The following is a 17,380-nucleotide window of genomic DNA, read 5'->3' as shown; positions in this document are numbered from 1 at the left end:
CGCTCCGGGCGAAACGCGTTTCGCGCGACGGTCCGCAGGCCGCGATGCGCTCCAGCCGCGCCGCGCTGGCCAAACGCCGCGGCCTTGCATAAATCCGCCGCTCCGGCTTTCGTCATGACGAAGCGCGCGCTATTCGACGGGACGCGCCGCCGCGGCGCTGCGCCCGCAGGGCGTCGGCGCCCCCGCGACGTCAGGTCTTTGCCGGCCCCCTCGCCGGCCGTTTCAGGAATCCGCCCGTGTCCCTCTCCCTGTCCGACCGCTATGAGGCGAGGGTCGCAGAAGGCCTGATCGAGGGCGATCCGGCGCAGCGCCACGCGATCGAGAGCTTCGAGCGGCTGCGCCGCGAGCTCGAGACCTATGAGCCGGCCGGCAAACCCTCCGGCCTCGCGCGCTTCTTCGGGGCGGGGCGCAGGGCCGAGGCCGCGCCGCTCGGGCTTTACGTCTGGGGCTCGGTCGGGCGCGGCAAGTCCATGCTGATGGACCTGTTCTATGAAGCCGCGCCGCCGCTCCTCAAGACACGCTCGCATTTCCACGCCTTCATGGCCGGCGTCCACGCCCGCGTCCACGCCTTCCGCGAGGCGGCGCGCCAGAAAAAGCCGAAGAACGACGATCCGATCGCCGCTGTCGCCGACGAGATCGCCGCCAAGACGACGCTGCTCTGCTTCGATGAATTCCACGTCACCGACATCACCGACGCGATGCTGCTCGGCCGGCTGTTCGACGCGCTGTTCGCGCGCGGGGTCGTCATCGTCGCGACCTCCAACGTCGAGCCGAAGAATCTTTACAGGGACGGGCTCAACCGCGCGCTGTTCCTGCCCTTCATCGACCTCATCATGAAGAAGATGGAGGTGCTCGAACTCGTCTCGCGCACCGACTACCGCCGCGAGAAGCTCGAAGGCCGGCGCACCTGGCACGCGCCGGCCGACGAGACGGCGCAGGCGGCGCTGACCGGCGCCTTCGAGGCGCTCACCGGCGCGCCGTCCGGCAAGCCGATGGCGCTGCATGTGCTCGGCCGCGCGCTGCCGGTGCCCGAGGCGCGCGCCCACGTCGCCCGATTCGCCTTTTCGGAGCTGTGCGAGCGCCCGCTCGGCGCGACCGACTATCTCGCCATCGCCCGCGCCTTCCATACGCTGGTCGTCGACGACATCCCGGTGATCGCGCCGGCGCGGCGCGACGTCGCCAAGCGCTTCATCCTGCTGGTCGACGCGCTCTATGAGGAGCATGTGAAGCTGATCGCCTCGGCGGCGGCCCAGCCGGCGCAGATCTACCAGGGCGACGGGCGCGAGGGATTCGAATTCGCGCGCACCGTCTCGCGCCTCGTCGAGATGCGCTCCTCGGCCTATCTCGACCTGCCGCACGGGCCGGTCGCCTCGCAGGGCTCGGGCGACGCGAGCGGCCTCGTCGAGACCTAGCGCCGGCGCGGAGACGGCCGTTCGCGGCGCGCGGGACGAAGCCGAGCTTACGCCATCAGTCGGAGGCCAAGCTCTGGCAGGCCGAGCAAAATTCCATTAGAGTCCGCCGCGCCGCGGGGCGGCCCATTCGCCGGGCCGGCCGCGTCGCGGCGGCGGTCCGTCCGGAGCGCCTTCATCCGCATGACGGCGCGTTCATCCGCAAGCTTTCGATCTCCATCCGCAAGATTCGATCTCGGGCCTCGCGCAGGCGGCCGACGCGCCGCCTGTCCGGCGGGGCCGCTGCGGCGACGGCGGGCTCGCGGACCGCATCATCCACTGGACCGGCGACAGGGGCCGCCCGACCGCGGCGGCCGAACAGGCAGGAAAACAATGGCGCGTAGCAAGATCGCATTGATTGGCGCGGGACAGATCGGCGGCACGCTCGCCCATCTCGCGGCGCTGAAGGAGCTCGGCGACATCGTGCTCTTCGACATCGCCGAGGGCACGCCGCAGGGCAAGGCGCTCGATCTCGCCGAGTCCGGCCCTGTCGAAGGCTTCAACGCCGCGCTCAAGGGCGCCAACTCCTACGCCGACATCGAGGGCGCCGACGTCGTCATCGTCACCGCCGGCGTGCCGCGCAAGCCCGGCATGAGCCGCGACGACCTGCTCGGCATCAATCTCAAGGTGATGGACGCGGTCGGCGCCGGCGTGAAGCAATACGCCCCCGACGCCTTCGTCATCTGCATCACCAATCCGCTCGACGCCATGGTGTGGGCGCTGCAGAAGTCGTCGGGCCTGCCGCCGCAGAAGGTCGTCGGCATGGCCGGCGTGCTCGATTCGGCGCGCTTCCGCCACTTCCTGTCGGAAGAGTTCAAGGTGTCGGTCGAGGACGTCACCGCCTTCGTGCTCGGCGGCCACGGCGACGACATGGTGCCTTCGCTGCGCTACTCCACCGTCGCAGGCATCCCGCTGACCGACATGGTCAAGATCGGCTGGACGAGCCAGGAGAAGCTCGACGCCATCGTCGAGCGCACCCGCAAGGGCGGCGGCGAGATCGTCAACCTGCTCAAGACCGGCTCGGCCTTCTACGCCCCGGCGGCCTCGGCCATCGCCATGGCCGAATCCTATCTCAAGGACAAGCGCCGCGTGCTGCCCTGCGCCGCCGAGCTCAACGGCGAATATGGGATCTCGGGCCTTTACGTCGGCGTGCCGGTGGTGATCGGCGCGAATGGCGTCGAGAAGGTGGTCGAGGTCGAGCTCGACGCCACCGAGAAGGCGATGTTCGCCAAGTCGGTCGATTCGGTGAAGGGCCTCGTCGAGGCCTGCAAGACCATCAATCCGGCGCTCGCCGGCTGAGTCTTCCGCAGAGACGAAAAAGGCGCCGAAAAGCCTTCGGCGCTTTTTTCCGTCAGGGTGTTCCGCCAGGTTTCCGGCTTTGCGGCGCGACGGTCCCACAGGCCGCCGCGCGCGCCGCGTCGCGCTTTTCGCAGGTGCGAAATTTTCGCTGCGCTTGCGCCATAGGCAGTATTTGCTTCCCCTGGGGCGCGGCGTAATGTCCCGCGCAAAACGGAAACGCCCCAGAGAGTTAGCTGCATGAACATTCATGAGTATCAGGCCAAGGCGGTCCTGAAGGAGTTCGGCGTCCCGGTGTCGAAAGGCGCGCCGATTCTCGCCAAGTCGGACGTCGACGCCGCCGTCGCGGCGCTGCCCGGGCCGCTCTACGTCGTCAAGTCGCAGATTCACGCCGGCGGACGCGGCAAGGGCCGGTTCAAGGAGCCCGAGGCCGGCGAAAAGGGCGGCGTGCGCCTCGCCAAAAGCCCGGCGGAAGTGGCGCAATTCGTCGACGAGATGTTCGGCCGCACCCTCGTCACCGTGCAGACGGGCCCCGCCGGCAAGCAGGTCAACCGCCTCTATCTCGAAGACGGCTCCGACATCGAGAAGGAGTTCTACGTTTCGCTGCTCGTCGACCGCGTGACGAGCCGGGTCTCCTTCGTCGCCTCGACCGAGGGCGGCATGGACATCGAGGAGGTGGCGCACAAGACGCCCGAGAAGATCGTCAGCTTCTCGGTCGATCCGGCGACCGGCGTCATGCCCCACCATGGCCGCGCGCTGGCCAAGGCGCTGAAGCTGTCGGGCGATCTCGCCAGGCAGGCCGGCGCCCTCGCCGAGAAGCTTTTCACCGCCTTCGTTACGACCGACATGGCGATGCTCGAGATCAACCCGCTGATCGTCACCAAGGACCAGCGCCTCGTCTGCCTCGACGCGAAAGTCTCGTTCGACTCCAACGCGCTCTACCGTCATCCCGACCTCGTCGCGCTGCGCGACGAGACCGAGGAGGACCCCAAGGAGATCGAGGCCTCGAAGCACGACCTGAGCTACATTTCGCTCGACGGCCAGATCGGCTGCATGGTCAACGGCGCCGGCCTCGCCATGGCCACCATGGACATCATCAAGCTCTATGGCGCCGAGCCCGCGAACTTCCTCGACGTCGGCGGCGGCGCCAACAAGGAGAAGGTGACCGCGGCCTTCAAGATCATCACCGCCGACCCGAACGTGAAAGGCATCCTCGTCAACATCTTCGGCGGCATCATGAAATGCGACACCATCGCCGAGGGCGTCATCGCCGCGGTGAAGGAGGTCGGCCTCGCCGTGCCGCTCGTCGTGCGCCTCGAAGGCACCAATGTCGAGCTCGGCAAGAAGATCATCTCCGAATCCGGGCTGAACGTGATTCCCGCCGACGATCTCGACGACGCCGCCCAGAAGATCGTCGACGCCGTGAAGAAGGCCTGAGCCAAGATGTCGATCATCCTGAAAAAAGACACCAAGATCATCTGCCAGGGCTTCACCGGCAAGAACGGCACCTTCCATTCCGAGCAGGCGATCGCCTATGGCTCGAAGATGGTCGGCGGCACCTCGCCCGGAAAGGGCGGCTCGAAGCATCTCGGCCTGCCCGTGTTCGACACGGTGCTCGAAGCCCGGGAGGCGACCGGCGCCGACGCGAGCGTGATCTATGTTCCGCCGCCGGGCGCGGCCGACGCCATCTGCGAGGCGATCGACGCCGAGATCCCGCTGATCGTGTGCATCACCGAGGGCATTCCGGTCGAGGACATGATCAGGGTCAAGCGCGCGCTGTGCGGGTCGAAGTCGCTGCTCATCGGGCCGAACTGCCCGGGCGTCGTCACCGCCGGCGAGAGCAAGATCGGCATCATGCCGGCCAACATCTTCAGCCCCGGCTCGGTCGGCGTCGTGTCGCGCTCCGGCACGCTGACCTATGAGGCGGTGTTCCAGACGACGCGCGAGGGCCTTGGCCAGACGACCGCGGTCGGCATCGGCGGCGACCCGGTCAAGGGGGCCGAGTTCATCGACGTGCTGGAGAAGTTCCTCGCCGACGACGCCACCAAGTCGATCGTCATGATCGGCGAGATCGGCGGCTCGGCCGAGGAGGACGCGGCGCAGTTCCTGAAGGACGAGGCGAAGCGCGGCCGCAAGAAGCCGATGGTCGGCTTCATCGCCGGCCGCACCGCGCCGCCCGGGCGTCGCATGGGCCATGCGGGGGCGATCATCTCGGGCGGCAAGGGCGGCGCCGAGGACAAGATCGCCGCCATGGAGTCGGCCGGAATCAAGGTCTCGCCCTCGCCGGCGCGGCTCGGCAAGACGCTCGCGGAGCTGCTGCGGGCCTAGTCGTTTTGCGGCGCGCGCCCGCCGTTCCGGGATGGCGCGCGCCCGAAAGCTTTGCTAGAACAGCGACAGCCTGCGGCGGATCGGCGCAGGCGCGGACGATTCCGCCGACGGCGCGTTTTCATTCCGCCGGATCCGTGCGCCGCTTGGCGCGCAGGGTCCGCGGCGTTCGGAACGCGGTCCGGCGGGGCGCGCGCCGGCGCCGGTCAGACGCGACGGCGCGCCCGAGAGGGGCTCTCGGGAGCGGGGCGAGAGTCCGGCCCTCTCCCGGCCGGGAATTTCACGAAGACGCTGAGTTTACGACGATGTGACCGCGGCCCGCGCGGCGGGTCGGCCCGAAGCGCCTAAAATGGCCTTCGGGATGACGAGCCTTCCTCCCGACGAAGCCGCCGCGCGGCTGCGGGCGGCGGCGTTGTACGAGGTGATTTCGACATGGCGCGACAGAACGGGACGGACGCGGGCAATGGCGCGAGCGGAGGCTCGGCGGGCGCAGCCCGCACCAGCTCCAACGCCGCTTTTCTCGAAACTTCCTTTCTCTACGGCGGCAACGCCGCCTATGTGGAGCAGCTGCAGGCCGCCTATGAGGCCGACCCCAATTCGGTCGGGCCCGAATGGCGGGCCTTCTTCGGCGAACTGAACGACGACCGCGCCGCGGTCGAGACCGGCGCGAAAGGCCCGCGCTGGCGCAGGCCCAACTGGCCCATTCCAGCCAATGGCGAGCTCGTCTCCGCGCTCGACGGCGACTGGGGCCCGCTCGCGAAGCCGGCGGCGAAGGGCGGCAAGCCCGCCGCGGCGCCGGAGGGCAAGGGCGAGGGCAAGGCCGCCCCGGCCCCGATGTCGGGCGCGGAGGTGCAGCGCGCCACCCGCGATTCGGTGCGCGCCCTGATGATGATCCGCGCCTACCGCATGCGCGGCCATCTGCACGCCAACCTCGACCCGCTCGGCCTGCAGCGCCCCAACGTCACCGAGGAGCTGCATCCGGCGACCTACGGCTTCGCCGAGGCCGACTACGACCGCAAGATCTTCCTCGACGGCGTGCTCGGCCTCGAATTCGCGACCATCCGCGAGATGCTGCCGATCCTGCGCCGCACCTATTGCGACACCATCGGCTTCGAGTTCATGCACATCTCCGATCCCGCCGAAAAGGCGTGGATGCAGGAGCGCATCGAGGGGCCCGGCAAGGAGATCAGCTTCACGCGCGAAGGCAAGCGCGCGATCCTCAACAAGCTGATCGAGGCCGAGGGCTTCGAGAAATTCCTCGACGTCAAATACACCGGCACCAAGCGCTTCGGCCTCGACGGCGGCGAATCGCTCGTGCCGGCGCTCGAACAGATCATCAAGCGCGGCGGCGCGCTCGGCGTGCGCGAGATCGTGCTCGGCATGCCGCACCGCGGCCGCCTCAACGTGCTCTCGCAGGTGATGGGCAAGCCGCACCGCGCCATCTTCCACGAATTCAAGGGCGGCTCGGCCTCGCCCGACGAGGTCGAGGGCTCGGGCGACGTCAAATACCACCTCGGCGCGTCGTCCGACCGCGAGTTCGACCACAACAGCGTGCATCTGTCGCTGACCGCCAACCCGTCGCATCTCGAGATCGTCGATCCCGTGGTGCTCGGCAAGGTGCGCGCCAAGCAGGACCAGCGCCACGACATGGTGGACCGCACCAACGTGCTGCCGCTCCTCCTGCACGGCGACGCGGCCTTCGCCGGCCAGGGCGTCATCGCCGAATGTTTCGGCCTCTCCGGCCTCAAGGGCTACCGCACCGGCGGCTCGATCCATTTCATCGTCAACAACCAGATCGGCTTCACCACCTCGCCGCGCTATTCGCGCTCCTCGCCCTATCCCTCCGACACGGCGAAGATGATCGAGGCGCCGATCATCCATGTGAACGGCGACGATCCGGAGGCGGTGGTCTACGCCGCCAAGATCGCCATCGAGTTCCGCCAGAAGTTCCACAAGCCGGTCGTGATCGACATGTTCTGCTACCGCCGCTTCGGCCACAACGAAGGCGACGAGCCGAGCTTCACGCAGCCGATCATGTACAAGAAGATCCGCTCGCACCGCACCACGCTCGACGTCTACGCCGAGAAGCTGCTCGGCGAGGGCGTGGTCGAGCCGGGCGAGGTGGAGCGCCTTCAGGCGCAATGGCGCCATCGCCTCGACGAGGAGTTCGAGGCCGGCCAGTCCTATCAGCCGAACAAGGCCGACTGGCTCGACGGCCGCTGGGCCGGCATCAAGCCGGCGGTCATGTCGGCCGAGGACGCGCGGCGCGGCCGCACCGGCGTCGATCCGCAGCGCCTGAAGGAGATCGGCGAGCGGCTGTGCGAGGCGCCGCCGGACTTCCATGTCCACAAGACGGTCGCGCGCCTGCTCGACAACCGGCGCAAGATGATCGAGACGGGCCAGGGAATCGACTGGGCGATGGCCGAGGCGCTCGCCTTCGGCACGCTGGTCGACGAGGGCCATCCGGTGCGCCTCTCGGGCCAGGATTCGGAGCGCGGCACGTTCTCGCAGCGCCATTCGGTCCTGAACGACCAGGCGACCGAGGCGCGCTATGCGCCGCTGAACCACATCCGCGACGAGCAGGCGCATTACGAGGTCATCAATTCGATGCTCTCGGAGGAGGCGGTGCTCGGCTTCGAATATGGCTATTCGCTCGCCGAGCCCAACGCGCTCGTGCTGTGGGAGGCCCAGTTCGGCGATTTCGCCAATGGCGCGCAGGTGGTGTTCGACCAGTTCCTGTCGGCCGGCGAGCGCAAATGGCTGCGCATGTCGGGTCTCGTCTGCCTGCTGCCGCACGGCTATGAGGGGCAGGGGCCGGAACATTCCTCGGCCCGCCTCGAGCGTTATCTGCAGATGTGCGCCGAAGACAACATGCAGGTCGCGAACGTCACGACGCCGGCGAATTATTTCCACATCCTGCGCCGGCAGCTCAACCGCGACTTCCGCAAGCCGCTGATCCTGATGACGCCGAAGTCGCTGCTGCGCCACAAGCGCGCCGTGTCGAGCTTCGACGACTTCATCATCGGCTCGTCGTTCCACCGCATCCTGCGCGACCACGGCGAAAAATTCCCGGCCGACTACAGGCTCAGGCCCGACGCCGAGATTCGCCGCGTCGTGCTGAGCACGGGCAAGGTCTATTATGACCTGCTCGAGGAGCGCGAGAAACGCGGGATCGAGGACGTCTACCTGCTGCGCGTCGAGCAGCTCTACCCGTTCCCGCTCAAGGCGCTGGTCAATCTGCTCGGGCGGTTCAAGCAGGCCGAGATCGTCTGGTGCCAGGAGGAGCCGAAGAACATGGGCTCCTGGACCTTCGTCGAGCCCTATCTCGAATGGGTGCTGGGCCAGGTCGGCGGCGTTTCGAAGCGGGCGCGCTACGCCGGCCGTCCGGCTTCGGCGGCGACGGCGACCGGCCTGATGTCGAAGCATCTCGCCCAGCTCAAGACGTTCATGGACGAGGTTTACGCGCCCTGACGGGCAAGGGACGAACCAGCGGCGCGGCCCTCTCCAACGGGCGGCGCCTTTCCTCAATCCACGGTCCGGGCCCGCGAAGCCCGGACGGCAAACGGCGCGGACGAAGCGAGATGACTATCGAGATACGCGTTCCCACTCTGGGCGAATCGGTCAGCGAAGCGACCATCGGGCGCTGGTTCAAGAAGGCCGGCGACCCGGTCAAGGCGGACGAGCCGCTGCTCGAGCTCGAAACCGACAAGGTCACGCTCGAAGTGAACGCGCCCTCGGCCGGCGTGCTCGCCGAGATCGTCGCCAAGGACGGCGACACGGTGGGCGTCGGCGCGCTGCTCGGCCAGATCGGCGATTCGGGCGCCGCGCCCGCCGCCGAAGCGCCCAAATCCGAAGCGCCCAAATCCGAAGCGTCAAAGCCCGCGCCCGCTTCGGCCCCGTCCGCCGGCGGCCCGGCCATGGCGCCCTCGCCCGCCGCCGCAAAAATCGCCGCCGACAACGGCCTTGATCCGTCCGGCGTCGCCGGCTCGGGCGTGCGCGGCCAGGTGCTGAAGGGCGACGTGCTGGCCAAGCTCGCCTCGCCGGCGCCGGCGCCGGCTCCCGCCCAGGCGCGCGCGCCTTCGCCCGCGGCCGACGCCGGGCGCGAAGAACGCGTGCGCATGACGCGGCTGCGCCAGACCATCGCCCGCCGCCTCAAGGAGGCGCAGAACACCGCGGCCATGCTGACGACCTTCAACGAGGTCGACATGACCGAGGTCATGGCCCTGCGCGCGAAATACAAGGACGTGTTCGAGAAGCGCCACGGCTCGAAGCTCGGCTTCATGGGCTTCTTCGTGAAGGCCGTGGTCGGCGCGCTGAAGGACATCCCGGCGGTCAACGCCGAGATCGACGGCGACGATCTCGTCTACAAGAATTACTACCACATCGGCATCGCGGTCGGCTCGGACAAGGGCCTCGTCGTGCCGGTGGTGCGCGACGCCGATCAGCTCGGCCTCGCCGAGATCGAGAAGGAGATCGCCGGCTACGGCAAGCGCGCCCGCGACGGCCAGCTCAAGATCGAGGAGATGCAGGGCGGCACCTTCACCATCACCAACGGCGGCATCTATGGCTCGCTGATGTCGACGCCGATCCTCAACGCGCCGCAGTCGGGCATCCTCGGCATGCACAAGATCCAGGAGCGGCCGATGGCCGTCGGCGGCAAGGTCGAGATCCGGCCGATGATGTATCTCGCGCTCTCCTACGACCACCGCATCGTCGACGGCAAGGAGGCCGTGACCTTCCTCGTGCGCGTCAAGGAGGCGCTCGAGGATCCGGCGCGCCTCGTCCTCGACGTCTGAGCATCGCTTCGCGGCGCGCCGGCCCTTCGCCGGCGCGCCGTCTCCGCCCTTCCGTCCGCCCCCTCCCGCCGGCAGCCGCGTCGATCAAGAACGCGCCCGGGACCAGCCCATCCAGCGAGGCCTTATGTCTTCCTACGATCTCGTCGTCATCGGGAGCGGTCCCGGCGGCTATGTCTGCGCCATCCGCGCGGCCCAGCTCGGGATGAAGGTCGCCGTCGTCGAGAAGCGCGCGACGAAGACGTTCGGCGGCACCTGCCTCAATATCGGCTGCATCCCCTCGAAGGCGCTGCTCTACGCCTCCGAGGAGTTCGAGAAGGCGGGCCACGGCCTCGCCCCCCTCGGCGTCGTCGTCGACGCGCCGAAGCTCGACCTGCCGACCATGATGAAGCACAAGGACGACGTCGTGTCGGCCAATGTCGGCGGCGTCGCCTTCCTGTTCAAGAAGCACAAGATCGACCCCTATTTCGGCCTCGGCTCGATCGCCGCGCCGGGCCAGGTGACGGTCACGGCCGAGGACGGCCAGGCCCAGACGCTCGAGACGAAGGCCATCGTCATCGCCACCGGCTCGGACGTCGCGCCGCTGCCGGGCGTCGAGATCGACGAGAAGACCATCGTGTCGTCGACCGGCGCGCTGGCGCTCGAGACGCCGCCAAAAGACCTGCTCGTGATCGGCGCCGGCGTCATCGGCCTGGAGCTCGGCTCGGTCTGGGCGCGCCTTGGCGCCAATGTGACGGTGGTCGAATTCCTCGACCGCATCCTGCCCGGAATCGACGGCGAGACGGCGAAGCAGTTCCAGCGCATCCTGCAGAAGCAGGGCTTCGGCTTCCATCTCGGCCACAAGGTGACGAAGGTCGAGAAGGGCGAGCGGCTGAAGGCGACGATCGAGCCCGCCGCGGGCGGCGACGTCCAGACGCTCGAGGCCGACGTCGTGCTCGTCGCCATCGGCCGCCGGCCGGTCACCGACGGGCTCGGCCTTGAGGCCGCCGGCGTCGCGACCGAGCGCGGCCGCGTCGTCATCGACCAGAAATTCCAGACGAACGTTCCCGGAATCTACGCCATCGGCGACGTGGTGCGCGGGCCGATGCTCGCCCACAAGGCCGAGGACGAGGGCATCGCCGTCGCCGAGATCATCGCCGGCCAGCACGGCCATGTGAATTACGGCGTCATTCCGGGCGTGGTCTACACCTCGCCCGAGATCGCCTCGGTCGGCGCCACCGAAGAAGAGCTGAAGGAGCAGGGCGTCGCCTACAAGGTCGGCAAGTTCCCCTTCACCGCCAACGGCCGCGCCCGCGCCATGCGCCAGACGGACGGCTTCGTGAAATTCCTCGCCGACGCCGAAACCGACAGGGTGCTCGGCGTGCATATTCTCGGCGCGGGGGCGGGCGAGCTCATCGCCGAGGCCTGCGTGCTGATGGAGTTCGGCGGCTCGTCGGAAGATCTCGCGCGCACCTGCCATGCCCATCCGACCCTGTCGGAGGCCGTGCGCGAGGCGGCGCTCGCCGTCGACAAGCGCCCGATCCACATGTGAGCGGGCGCGCCTTCGGGGGCGTCTCGGGCGGCCTCGGCCGCCGCTCTCTTTCAGGCGCCCGCCGGGCGCCTGCGTTCAGCCGGCCCGTGCCGCGTCGAAGGCTTCGTCCTTCGACGTTTCGAGATGCGCCGTTTCGAGATGCGAGACGTCGCCCCAGCCGCGCGGGTCGAGCGACCAGCCGGCCGCGTCTTTGCGCAGCCAGTTCAGCGAGGCGTTGAGCAGCGAATAGTCGCGCGGCGCGCGCAGGTCGAGCCCGGTCGCGAAGCGGCGCGCCATGTCGAGCGCCCCGCCATGGGCGACGACGAGAACCGTCTCGCCCTCATGCGCCGCGGCGAGGTCCGTCAGCGCCAGCGCCACGCGGTCGTAAAAGGCCGAAAAGCTTTCGCCGCCGCCGGGCAGGGGCGCGTCGGGCTCGCGCGCCCTGAAGCGCGCATGGGCGTCGGGGAATCTGGCCTTCGCCTCATCGTGGGTCAGGCCCTGAAAATCGCCGAAGAAGCGCTCGCGCCAGCGCGGCGTCACGACCACTTTGAGGCCGAGCGCCTCGCCCGCCGCCGCGGCCGTGTCGGCGGCGCGCGACAGGTCGCTCGAAAGGATGCGCGTGATCGGCAGGCGCGCGAGCCTGCGCGCCGCGGCCTGCGCCTGCGCGCGTCCGGCCGCGTTCAGCCCGATGTCGATCTGGCCCTGCAGCCGGCCTTCGGCGTTCCATTGCGTTTCGCCGTGACGCATCAGGCAGACGCGCGTCGCCATGAAGCGGAACCCTCCTGCCGCGCGAGGCGCCCGCGTTTCGACGGAACGCTTCGCCTTCGAATGTCGGGCCGCGACCCTGCGGTCGCGACGCAGGCGACGCGTCCGGGGAGACGCGCTTCCTGGCGATGTGTTGGGCGCAGGGCGTCGAACCGGTCGCCGCGCTTCGCCGTTGCGGCTATAGTATCAGCGCGCGGCGGCCGCGCCAACGCTTTCGCCGCGGCGCAGCAAAAGCCGGGACCGGGGGGCAGAGCATGTATGATTTCGCTTCGATCGTTTCCGAAATCCGCCTCGACGCGTCCGGGCCGCTGCGTCTGCGCGACCTCGTCGCCGCCCTGCGTTCGGGCGAATTGAGCGCGCAGTCGATCACCGACAGGCTGTCGCCCGATCTCGCCGACGAAGTGGCGGCGGTCGCCCTGCATCGCGGCGTCAGCGTGGAGACGCTGATTGTCGGCGCCTTGCTGAATTTCGCCCTCGACGCCGCCGACGAAGCCTGGCGGCGCCTCGAAGAACGCCGCGCCGAGCCCGCGGGCGACGGCGAGGCGCGCGCGTTCGCCGTGCTCCTGAGCGGGGCCGTGCGCCGCGCCCTCGACCGCGATCCGCGCATCGCCGCGCCCTCGGGCGTCGAGAAGATTTCGGATTTCCACGGCCGCCGCGTCGCCGGCGACTGAGGCGGCGGCCTCCCGCAGGGATCGGGGCGGCGCGCCCAGAGCATTTTCAGTAAAAGTTGCAGACTTTTACGTTAGGAAAACGCGTAACGCGACCTAGCGCGCCGCGCCGCGCGGGTCGACGATGATCCCGTGCAGAAAGGCCGGGCCGTGCGCGCCGCGCACCAGCCGCCCCTCGATGTCGGACGTGCCGCTCGCGCCGGTGATGAAATTGACGTTGCGCGGCGCGGGCTTGCCGGCTTCGGCCGCGGCGTAGTCCTCGAGATGGCCGAGGATGCGCTCGGCCTCGATGACGCAGATATGGTGCAGCGGCAGGAAGGCCAGCAGCACCGGCGTGTCCGCCCCCGAGTGAAACACGAAGGTGCCCGTCTCGGCGATGGCCCAGCGCGCCCGCCCGACCGCGACCGCCTCGTCGCGCGCGGCCGAAGCGTGCAGCGTCACGCCGCTCCAGCCGAGCGCGGCGAGCGCGGCGTCGGGCTGGAGGGCGATCGCCGGCGCGAGCCCCTGCGCCGCGCAATAGGCCAGGACGGCGGCGGGGACGTCTTCGAGCCGCGCGACGCGCTCGACGCTCGCGCCGACCACTTTCGGCGAAAGGAGGCGCGCGCAGAACGCCTCGACGAGATCGGGCGAGGAAAGCTGCGGCCGGCTCAGCGCGGCCTCGGCGGCGAGCAGGCGCGCCTCGGCCTCGACCTTGGCCGGCGGCCTCGGCCCGCCGAGGTCGCGCCGCAGGGTCGCGAAGATCTTTTCGCGCGCGCTCACCCTGTCGTCCCCTTCGCCGTCCGTTTCACGTCGTCGCCCTTTTCATTTGGCTTTCCTCGCCGCCTGGTCGTCGAGCTGCTCGAAAAAGGTTTTCGCGGCGGGCTTGGGGAAGTCGCGATGGCGCGTCCAGCCGGAGGCGAGCGGCAGCGAACGGATCCAGCCGCCGCGGCCGCCGAACAGGCGCATGGCTTTCATGGCGAGGCGCGTGCCGAACCGGTAGAGCGGCGCGCGATGGGCGACGAAGGCCCAGAGCCCGAGAAAGCGGCGCTGCGTCTGCGGCTCAAGCCCCTGCGCCCAGCTTTTTTCGCGCCAGCCGCGCAGCAGGGTCGGCAGCGGAATGGCGACGGGGCAGACCTCCTGGCAGCGGCCGTTGAGCGTGCAGGCCGAGGCGAGGTCGCGCGAGGCCTCGAGCCCGTCGAAGATCGGGGTCATCACGGCGCCCATCGGCCCCGGATAGACCCCGCCATAGGCGTGGCCGCCAATCTCGTTGAAGACGACGCAATGATTCATGCAGGCGCCGCAGCGCAGGCAGCGCAGCATCTCGCGCACGCCCTGCTCGATCATCCTGGCGCGGCCGTTGTCGACGAGCACGATATGGAATTCCTCGGGGCCGTCGCGGTCGCCCGGGCGCTTCGGGCCGCAATGGAAGGTCGTGTACTGGGTGATGTCGGCGCCGGTCGCCGAGCGCACGAGCAGGCGCAGCAGGGCGAGCGCATGGGGCAGGGCCGGAACGAGCTTCTCGATGCCGGCGGTCACGATATGGACGCGCGGAATGGTCGTCGTGAGCTCGGCGTTGCCCTCATTGGTGACGGTGCAGACCGAGCCCTGGTCGGCGACGAGGAAATTCGCGCCCGAAATGCCGACGTCGGCGCCGAGAAAGCTGCCGCGCAGCTCGCGCCGCGCCGAGGCCACCATGTCGGGGATTTCGTCGCTGTTTGGCGGCGCGCCGTGGTTGGCGCGAAACAGCGCGGCGACGTCCTCGCGCTTGTGGTGCAGCGCCGGCCAGATGATGTGCGAGGGCCGGTCGTGAGCGAGCTGCACGATATGTTCGGCGAGATCGGTCTCGACGCGGCGGAAGCCCGCGTCGTCGAGCGCGTGGGGCAGGCCGATCTCCTCGCCGAGCATGGATTTCGAGCGGGTGACGGTTTTCGCGCCGGCCTCGCGGCAGACGCCGACGACGATGTCGCAGGCCTCGTCGGCCGTCGCCGCATAATGGACCTTCGCGCCGGAGGCGACGGCGTTGCGCTCGAACTCCGAAAGATAGTGCTCGAGATTGTCGATCACATGATCCTTGATCCGCGCGGCGAGCGCGCGCGCCTCCGCAAATCCCGGCCAGTCGGCGACGGCGGCCTCGCGCTTCTGGCGGGCGGTGCGGGTCGTGCGGTCGATCGCGAGCTTGAGGTCGGGGTCGGCGAGCGCCTTTGCGGCGCGTTCCTTGAAGGGGGCCGCGAGGAGCGGGTTTTCGGCGTCGCCGCCGGGGGCGGCCTCGGCCGAGGCGGCTTGCGCGTCCATCTGCTCAGGCCTCCTCGCCGATCGCCGGGCCGTCGCCCATGCCGGCGAGCACTTCGGCGACATGGAACGCCCGGACCTTCGCGCCGCGCCGATGCAGCTTGCCGGCCATGTTCATGAGGCAGCCGAGATCGCCCGCGAGCAGCAGGTCGGCGCGGGTCGATTCGATCGCCTTCGCCTTCTCCTCGACGATGGCGTTGGAGATCGCCGGATATTTGACGCAGAAGGCGCCGCCGAAGCCGCAGCAGCTTTGCGCGTCGGGCAGGGGGGTCAGTTCGAGTCCGGCGACGGCCGACAGCAGCGCGCGCGGCTGGCGCGCGACGCCAAGCTCGCGCAGGCCCGAGCAGCTGTCATGATAGGCGGCGCTGGCGCGCAGCTCGACGCCCTTGGGGCGAAACTTCATGACGTCGACGAGGAAGCTCGTGAGCTCGTGGGTTTTGGCCGCGAGCGCCTCGGCGCGGGGGCGCCAGTCCGGGTCGTCGGCGAAAAGCTCGGGATAATGCGAGCGAATCATGCCGGCGCAGGAGCCCGACGGCGCGACGACATGGTCAAACCCCTCGAATAGGCCGATCACGTCGCGCGCCAGCGTCTTGGCGTCCTTCGCGTCGCCGGAGTTGTAGGCCGGCTGGCCGCAGCAGATTTGCGCGCGGGGAACCTCGACCGCGCAGCCCGCCTGCTTCAGGAGGCGCAGCGCCGCGAAGGCGGTCTGCGGCCGGAACAGATCTGCGAGGCAGGTGACGAAGAGGCCGATCTTCATGGCTCTTGCTTCCTCTTCGGAGCGCGGGCGACGCCTGATCTATAACGCCGTCGGCGTCCGCGCGTTTGCGCCGCGCCGCCGCGGGCCCTCAATTTCTGGCGAGGGCGGCGGGGCCGCGCCGCAAACGGCGACGGCCGGCCGGCCGTCGCTCCCCTCTCCTGCGCCATCTCATGCGCCATGGGCCGGCGTCATGGCCTGGCGCGCCTGCGCCCGGACCGCCGCGGGCGCTCCGGGCGGGCGGCTCAATGCAGCACCATCGCCGTGAACGGATGCACATAGGCCTGCAGCATCACGAGCAGGCCGACGAGGCAGGCGAGGATGATCGAATGGGGGAACACGAAGCGCAGAATGGTGCCCTCGTGGCCGAACCAGTTGGTCGCCGTCGAGGCGACGACGATCGACTGGGCGTCGATCATCTTGCCCATCACGCCGCCCGAGGAGTTGGTCGCGGCCATCAGGATCGGCGAGAGGCCGAGCTGCTGGGCGGTGACTTTCTGGAGCCCGCCAAACAGCACGTTCGACGCCGTGTCGGAGCCCGTCAGCGCGACGCCGAGCCAGCCGAGCAGGGCGCCGAAGAAGGGATAGAGGAAGCCCGTGTGGGCGAAGGTGAGGCCGAGCGTGGCGTCGAGCCCCGAGAAGCGGGTGAGCGTGCCGAGCGCCAGCATGGCGACGATGGTGATGAGCGAATTGCGCACCACGCCGAGCGTGCGGCCGTAGGATTTGAGCAGGCCCCAGGGCGAATAGCCCATGACGAGGCCGCTGACGATCGCCGCGAGGAAGATCGCCGTGCCGGTGAGCGTGAGGAAATTGAACGTGTAGACGGCGTGCTCGACGACGTCGGTCGGGGTCACGGGCGGCGTCTTGGTGATCATGCCGTCGAGGCCCGGAATGGCGAATTTGGGCGCCCAGATCGCGTTGAGCGGCTTCTTGAAGGCGTCGATGCCCCAGGCGAAGACGAACACGCAGAGGATCGCCCAGGGGGTCCAGGCCTTGAGGACGGCGCTGCGGTCGTCGACCGTGTCGGGCCCCTTGAGCGCGCCGGGCGCGATCTTCGGCGCGTCGGCGAAGGCGGCCTCGGCCTCAGACCCATGCGCCAGGATGCCGGGCGAGGAGGCCGTCGGATCGGCGGAGACGGGCTTCGCCTCGCTGTGGTCGACGCGGCCGGTGAGCGAGGGGCTCGACCAGACGGTCGCCGGGCGCCAAACCCGCAGGAACAGGGCGAGCGAGCCCATCGACACGATCGCCGCCACGACGTCGACGAGCCAGGGGCCGTGGAAGTTCGAGACCAGGAACTGCGGCACGGCGAAGCTGACGCCGGCGACGAGAATCGCCGGCCAGATCTGCATCATGCCGCGCCAGCCGGCGAAGGCGACGATCAGCCAGAACGGCACGATCAGCGAGAAAATGGGAAGCTGGCGGCCGACCATGGCGCCGAGCGCCACCGGGTCCATGCCGGTCACCTGGCCGAGCACCACGATCGGCGTGCCGAGCGCGCCATAGGCGACGGGCGCGGTGTTGGCGATGAGCGAAAGGCCTGAAGCCGCGAGCGG

Annotated in this window: 13 protein-coding genes; 8 read left to right on the top strand and 5 right to left on the bottom strand. The window is 69.3% G+C overall.

Annotation, left to right across the window (positions count from 1 at the left end):
- The first annotated feature begins 236 nt into the window (after positions 1 to 236).
- The 7 genes from zapE to lpdA all read left to right on the top strand — a co-directional run bounded on the left by zapE (position 237) and on the right by lpdA (position 11,393).
- Positions 237 to 1,412, top strand: coding sequence for a cell division protein ZapE (gene zapE / locus ACILRB_RS13465; RefSeq protein ID WP_395666808.1), 1,176 nt, complete (start codon positions 237 to 239; stop codon positions 1,410 to 1,412).
- Positions 1,413 to 1,781: 369 nt separating this feature from the next.
- Positions 1,782 to 2,747: a malate dehydrogenase gene (mdh, locus tag ACILRB_RS13460; protein ID WP_395666807.1), complete on the top strand. Its 966-nt coding sequence runs from the start codon at positions 1,782 to 1,784 to the stop codon at positions 2,745 to 2,747.
- A 237-nt stretch (positions 2,748 to 2,984) separates the two neighbouring features.
- Complete coding sequence (gene sucC, locus ACILRB_RS13455; protein ID WP_395666806.1) at positions 2,985 to 4,181, top strand: ADP-forming succinate--CoA ligase subunit beta; 1,197 nt, start codon at positions 2,985 to 2,987, stop codon at positions 4,179 to 4,181.
- Positions 4,182 to 4,187: 6 nt separating this feature from the next.
- The gene (sucD, locus tag ACILRB_RS13450; RefSeq protein WP_395666805.1) at positions 4,188 to 5,072 is read left to right on the top strand and encodes a succinate--CoA ligase subunit alpha; all 885 of its coding nucleotides are present in this window, start codon (positions 4,188 to 4,190) and stop codon (positions 5,070 to 5,072) included.
- 429 nt (positions 5,073 to 5,501) lie between these two features.
- On the top strand, positions 5,502 to 8,540 hold the full coding sequence (locus ACILRB_RS13445) for a 2-oxoglutarate dehydrogenase E1 component (RefSeq protein WP_395666804.1): 3,039 nt from the start codon (positions 5,502 to 5,504) through the stop codon (positions 8,538 to 8,540).
- A 110-nt stretch (positions 8,541 to 8,650) separates the two neighbouring features.
- Entirely contained in the window at positions 8,651 to 9,865 is a 1,215-nt protein-coding gene (gene odhB / locus ACILRB_RS13440) for a 2-oxoglutarate dehydrogenase complex dihydrolipoyllysine-residue succinyltransferase (RefSeq protein WP_395666803.1), read from the top strand.
- A gap of 124 nt (positions 9,866 to 9,989) precedes the next feature.
- Positions 9,990 to 11,393, top strand: coding sequence for a dihydrolipoyl dehydrogenase (gene lpdA, locus ACILRB_RS13435; RefSeq protein WP_395666802.1), 1,404 nt, complete (start codon positions 9,990 to 9,992; stop codon positions 11,391 to 11,393).
- Positions 11,394 to 11,468: 75 nt separating this feature from the next.
- Here lpdA and ACILRB_RS13430 read toward each other — a convergent pair whose 3' ends face one another.
- Positions 11,469 to 12,140, bottom strand: coding sequence for a histidine phosphatase family protein (locus ACILRB_RS13430; RefSeq protein ID WP_395666801.1), 672 nt, complete (start codon positions 12,138 to 12,140; stop codon positions 11,469 to 11,471).
- A 251-nt stretch (positions 12,141 to 12,391) separates the two neighbouring features.
- On the opposite strand from ACILRB_RS13430, the gene ACILRB_RS13425 reads away from it, so the two are divergent.
- Positions 12,392 to 12,808, top strand: coding sequence for a hypothetical protein (locus ACILRB_RS13425; RefSeq protein WP_395666800.1), 417 nt, complete (start codon positions 12,392 to 12,394; stop codon positions 12,806 to 12,808).
- Between the two features lie 93 nt (positions 12,809 to 12,901).
- On the opposite strand, the gene ACILRB_RS13420 is transcribed toward ACILRB_RS13425, so the two are convergent.
- The 4 genes from ACILRB_RS13420 to ACILRB_RS13405 all read right to left on the bottom strand — a co-directional run.
- Positions 12,902 to 13,564, bottom strand: a complete 663-nt coding sequence (locus ACILRB_RS13420) for a lactate utilization protein C (RefSeq protein WP_395666799.1) — start codon at positions 13,562 to 13,564, stop codon at positions 12,902 to 12,904.
- Positions 13,565 to 13,606: 42 nt separating this feature from the next.
- Entirely contained in the window at positions 13,607 to 15,076 is a 1,470-nt protein-coding gene (locus ACILRB_RS13415; protein WP_395666798.1) for a lactate utilization protein B, read from the bottom strand.
- Positions 15,077 to 15,080: 4 nt separating this feature from the next.
- On the bottom strand, positions 15,081 to 15,830 hold the full coding sequence (locus ACILRB_RS13410) for a (Fe-S)-binding protein (protein ID WP_395666797.1): 750 nt from the start codon (positions 15,828 to 15,830) through the stop codon (positions 15,081 to 15,083).
- A gap of 242 nt (positions 15,831 to 16,072) precedes the next feature.
- Positions 16,073 to 17,380: L-lactate permease (locus tag ACILRB_RS13405; RefSeq protein ID WP_395666796.1), on the bottom strand; the 1,308-nt coding region annotated here is incomplete at its 5' end.

Source organism: Methylocella sp., from assembly GCF_044226135.1.
Lineage (GTDB): Bacteria > Pseudomonadota > Alphaproteobacteria > Rhizobiales > Beijerinckiaceae > Methylocapsa.
Note: the sequence above shows the minus strand (reverse complement) of the source record. Positions and strands in the feature narration are given on the sequence as shown.

Excerpts from the sequence above, each read along its gene's own strand:
- mdh (WP_395666807.1), top strand. The coding sequence starts at position 1,782 with ATGGCGCGTAGCAAGATCGCATTGATTGGCGCGGGACAGATCGGCGGC.
- sucC (WP_395666806.1), top strand. The coding sequence starts at position 2,985 with ATGAACATTCATGAGTATCAGGCCAAGGCGGTCCTGAAGGAGTTCGGC.
- sucD (WP_395666805.1), top strand. The coding sequence starts at position 4,188 with ATGTCGATCATCCTGAAAAAAGACACCAAGATCATCTGCCAGGGCTTC.
- ACILRB_RS13445 (WP_395666804.1), top strand. The coding sequence starts at position 5,502 with ATGGCGCGACAGAACGGGACGGACGCGGGCAATGGCGCGAGCGGAGGC.
- odhB (WP_395666803.1), top strand. The coding sequence starts at position 8,651 with ATGACTATCGAGATACGCGTTCCCACTCTGGGCGAATCGGTCAGCGAA.
- lpdA (WP_395666802.1), top strand. The coding sequence starts at position 9,990 with ATGTCTTCCTACGATCTCGTCGTCATCGGGAGCGGTCCCGGCGGCTAT.
- ACILRB_RS13430 (WP_395666801.1), bottom strand. The coding sequence starts at position 12,140 with ATGGCGACGCGCGTCTGCCTGATGCGTCACGGCGAAACGCAATGGAAC.
- ACILRB_RS13425 (WP_395666800.1), top strand. The coding sequence starts at position 12,392 with ATGTATGATTTCGCTTCGATCGTTTCCGAAATCCGCCTCGACGCGTCC.
- ACILRB_RS13415 (WP_395666798.1), bottom strand. The coding sequence starts at position 15,076 with ATGGACGCGCAAGCCGCCTCGGCCGAGGCCGCCCCCGGCGGCGACGCC.
- ACILRB_RS13410 (WP_395666797.1), bottom strand. The coding sequence starts at position 15,830 with ATGAAGATCGGCCTCTTCGTCACCTGCCTCGCAGATCTGTTCCGGCCG.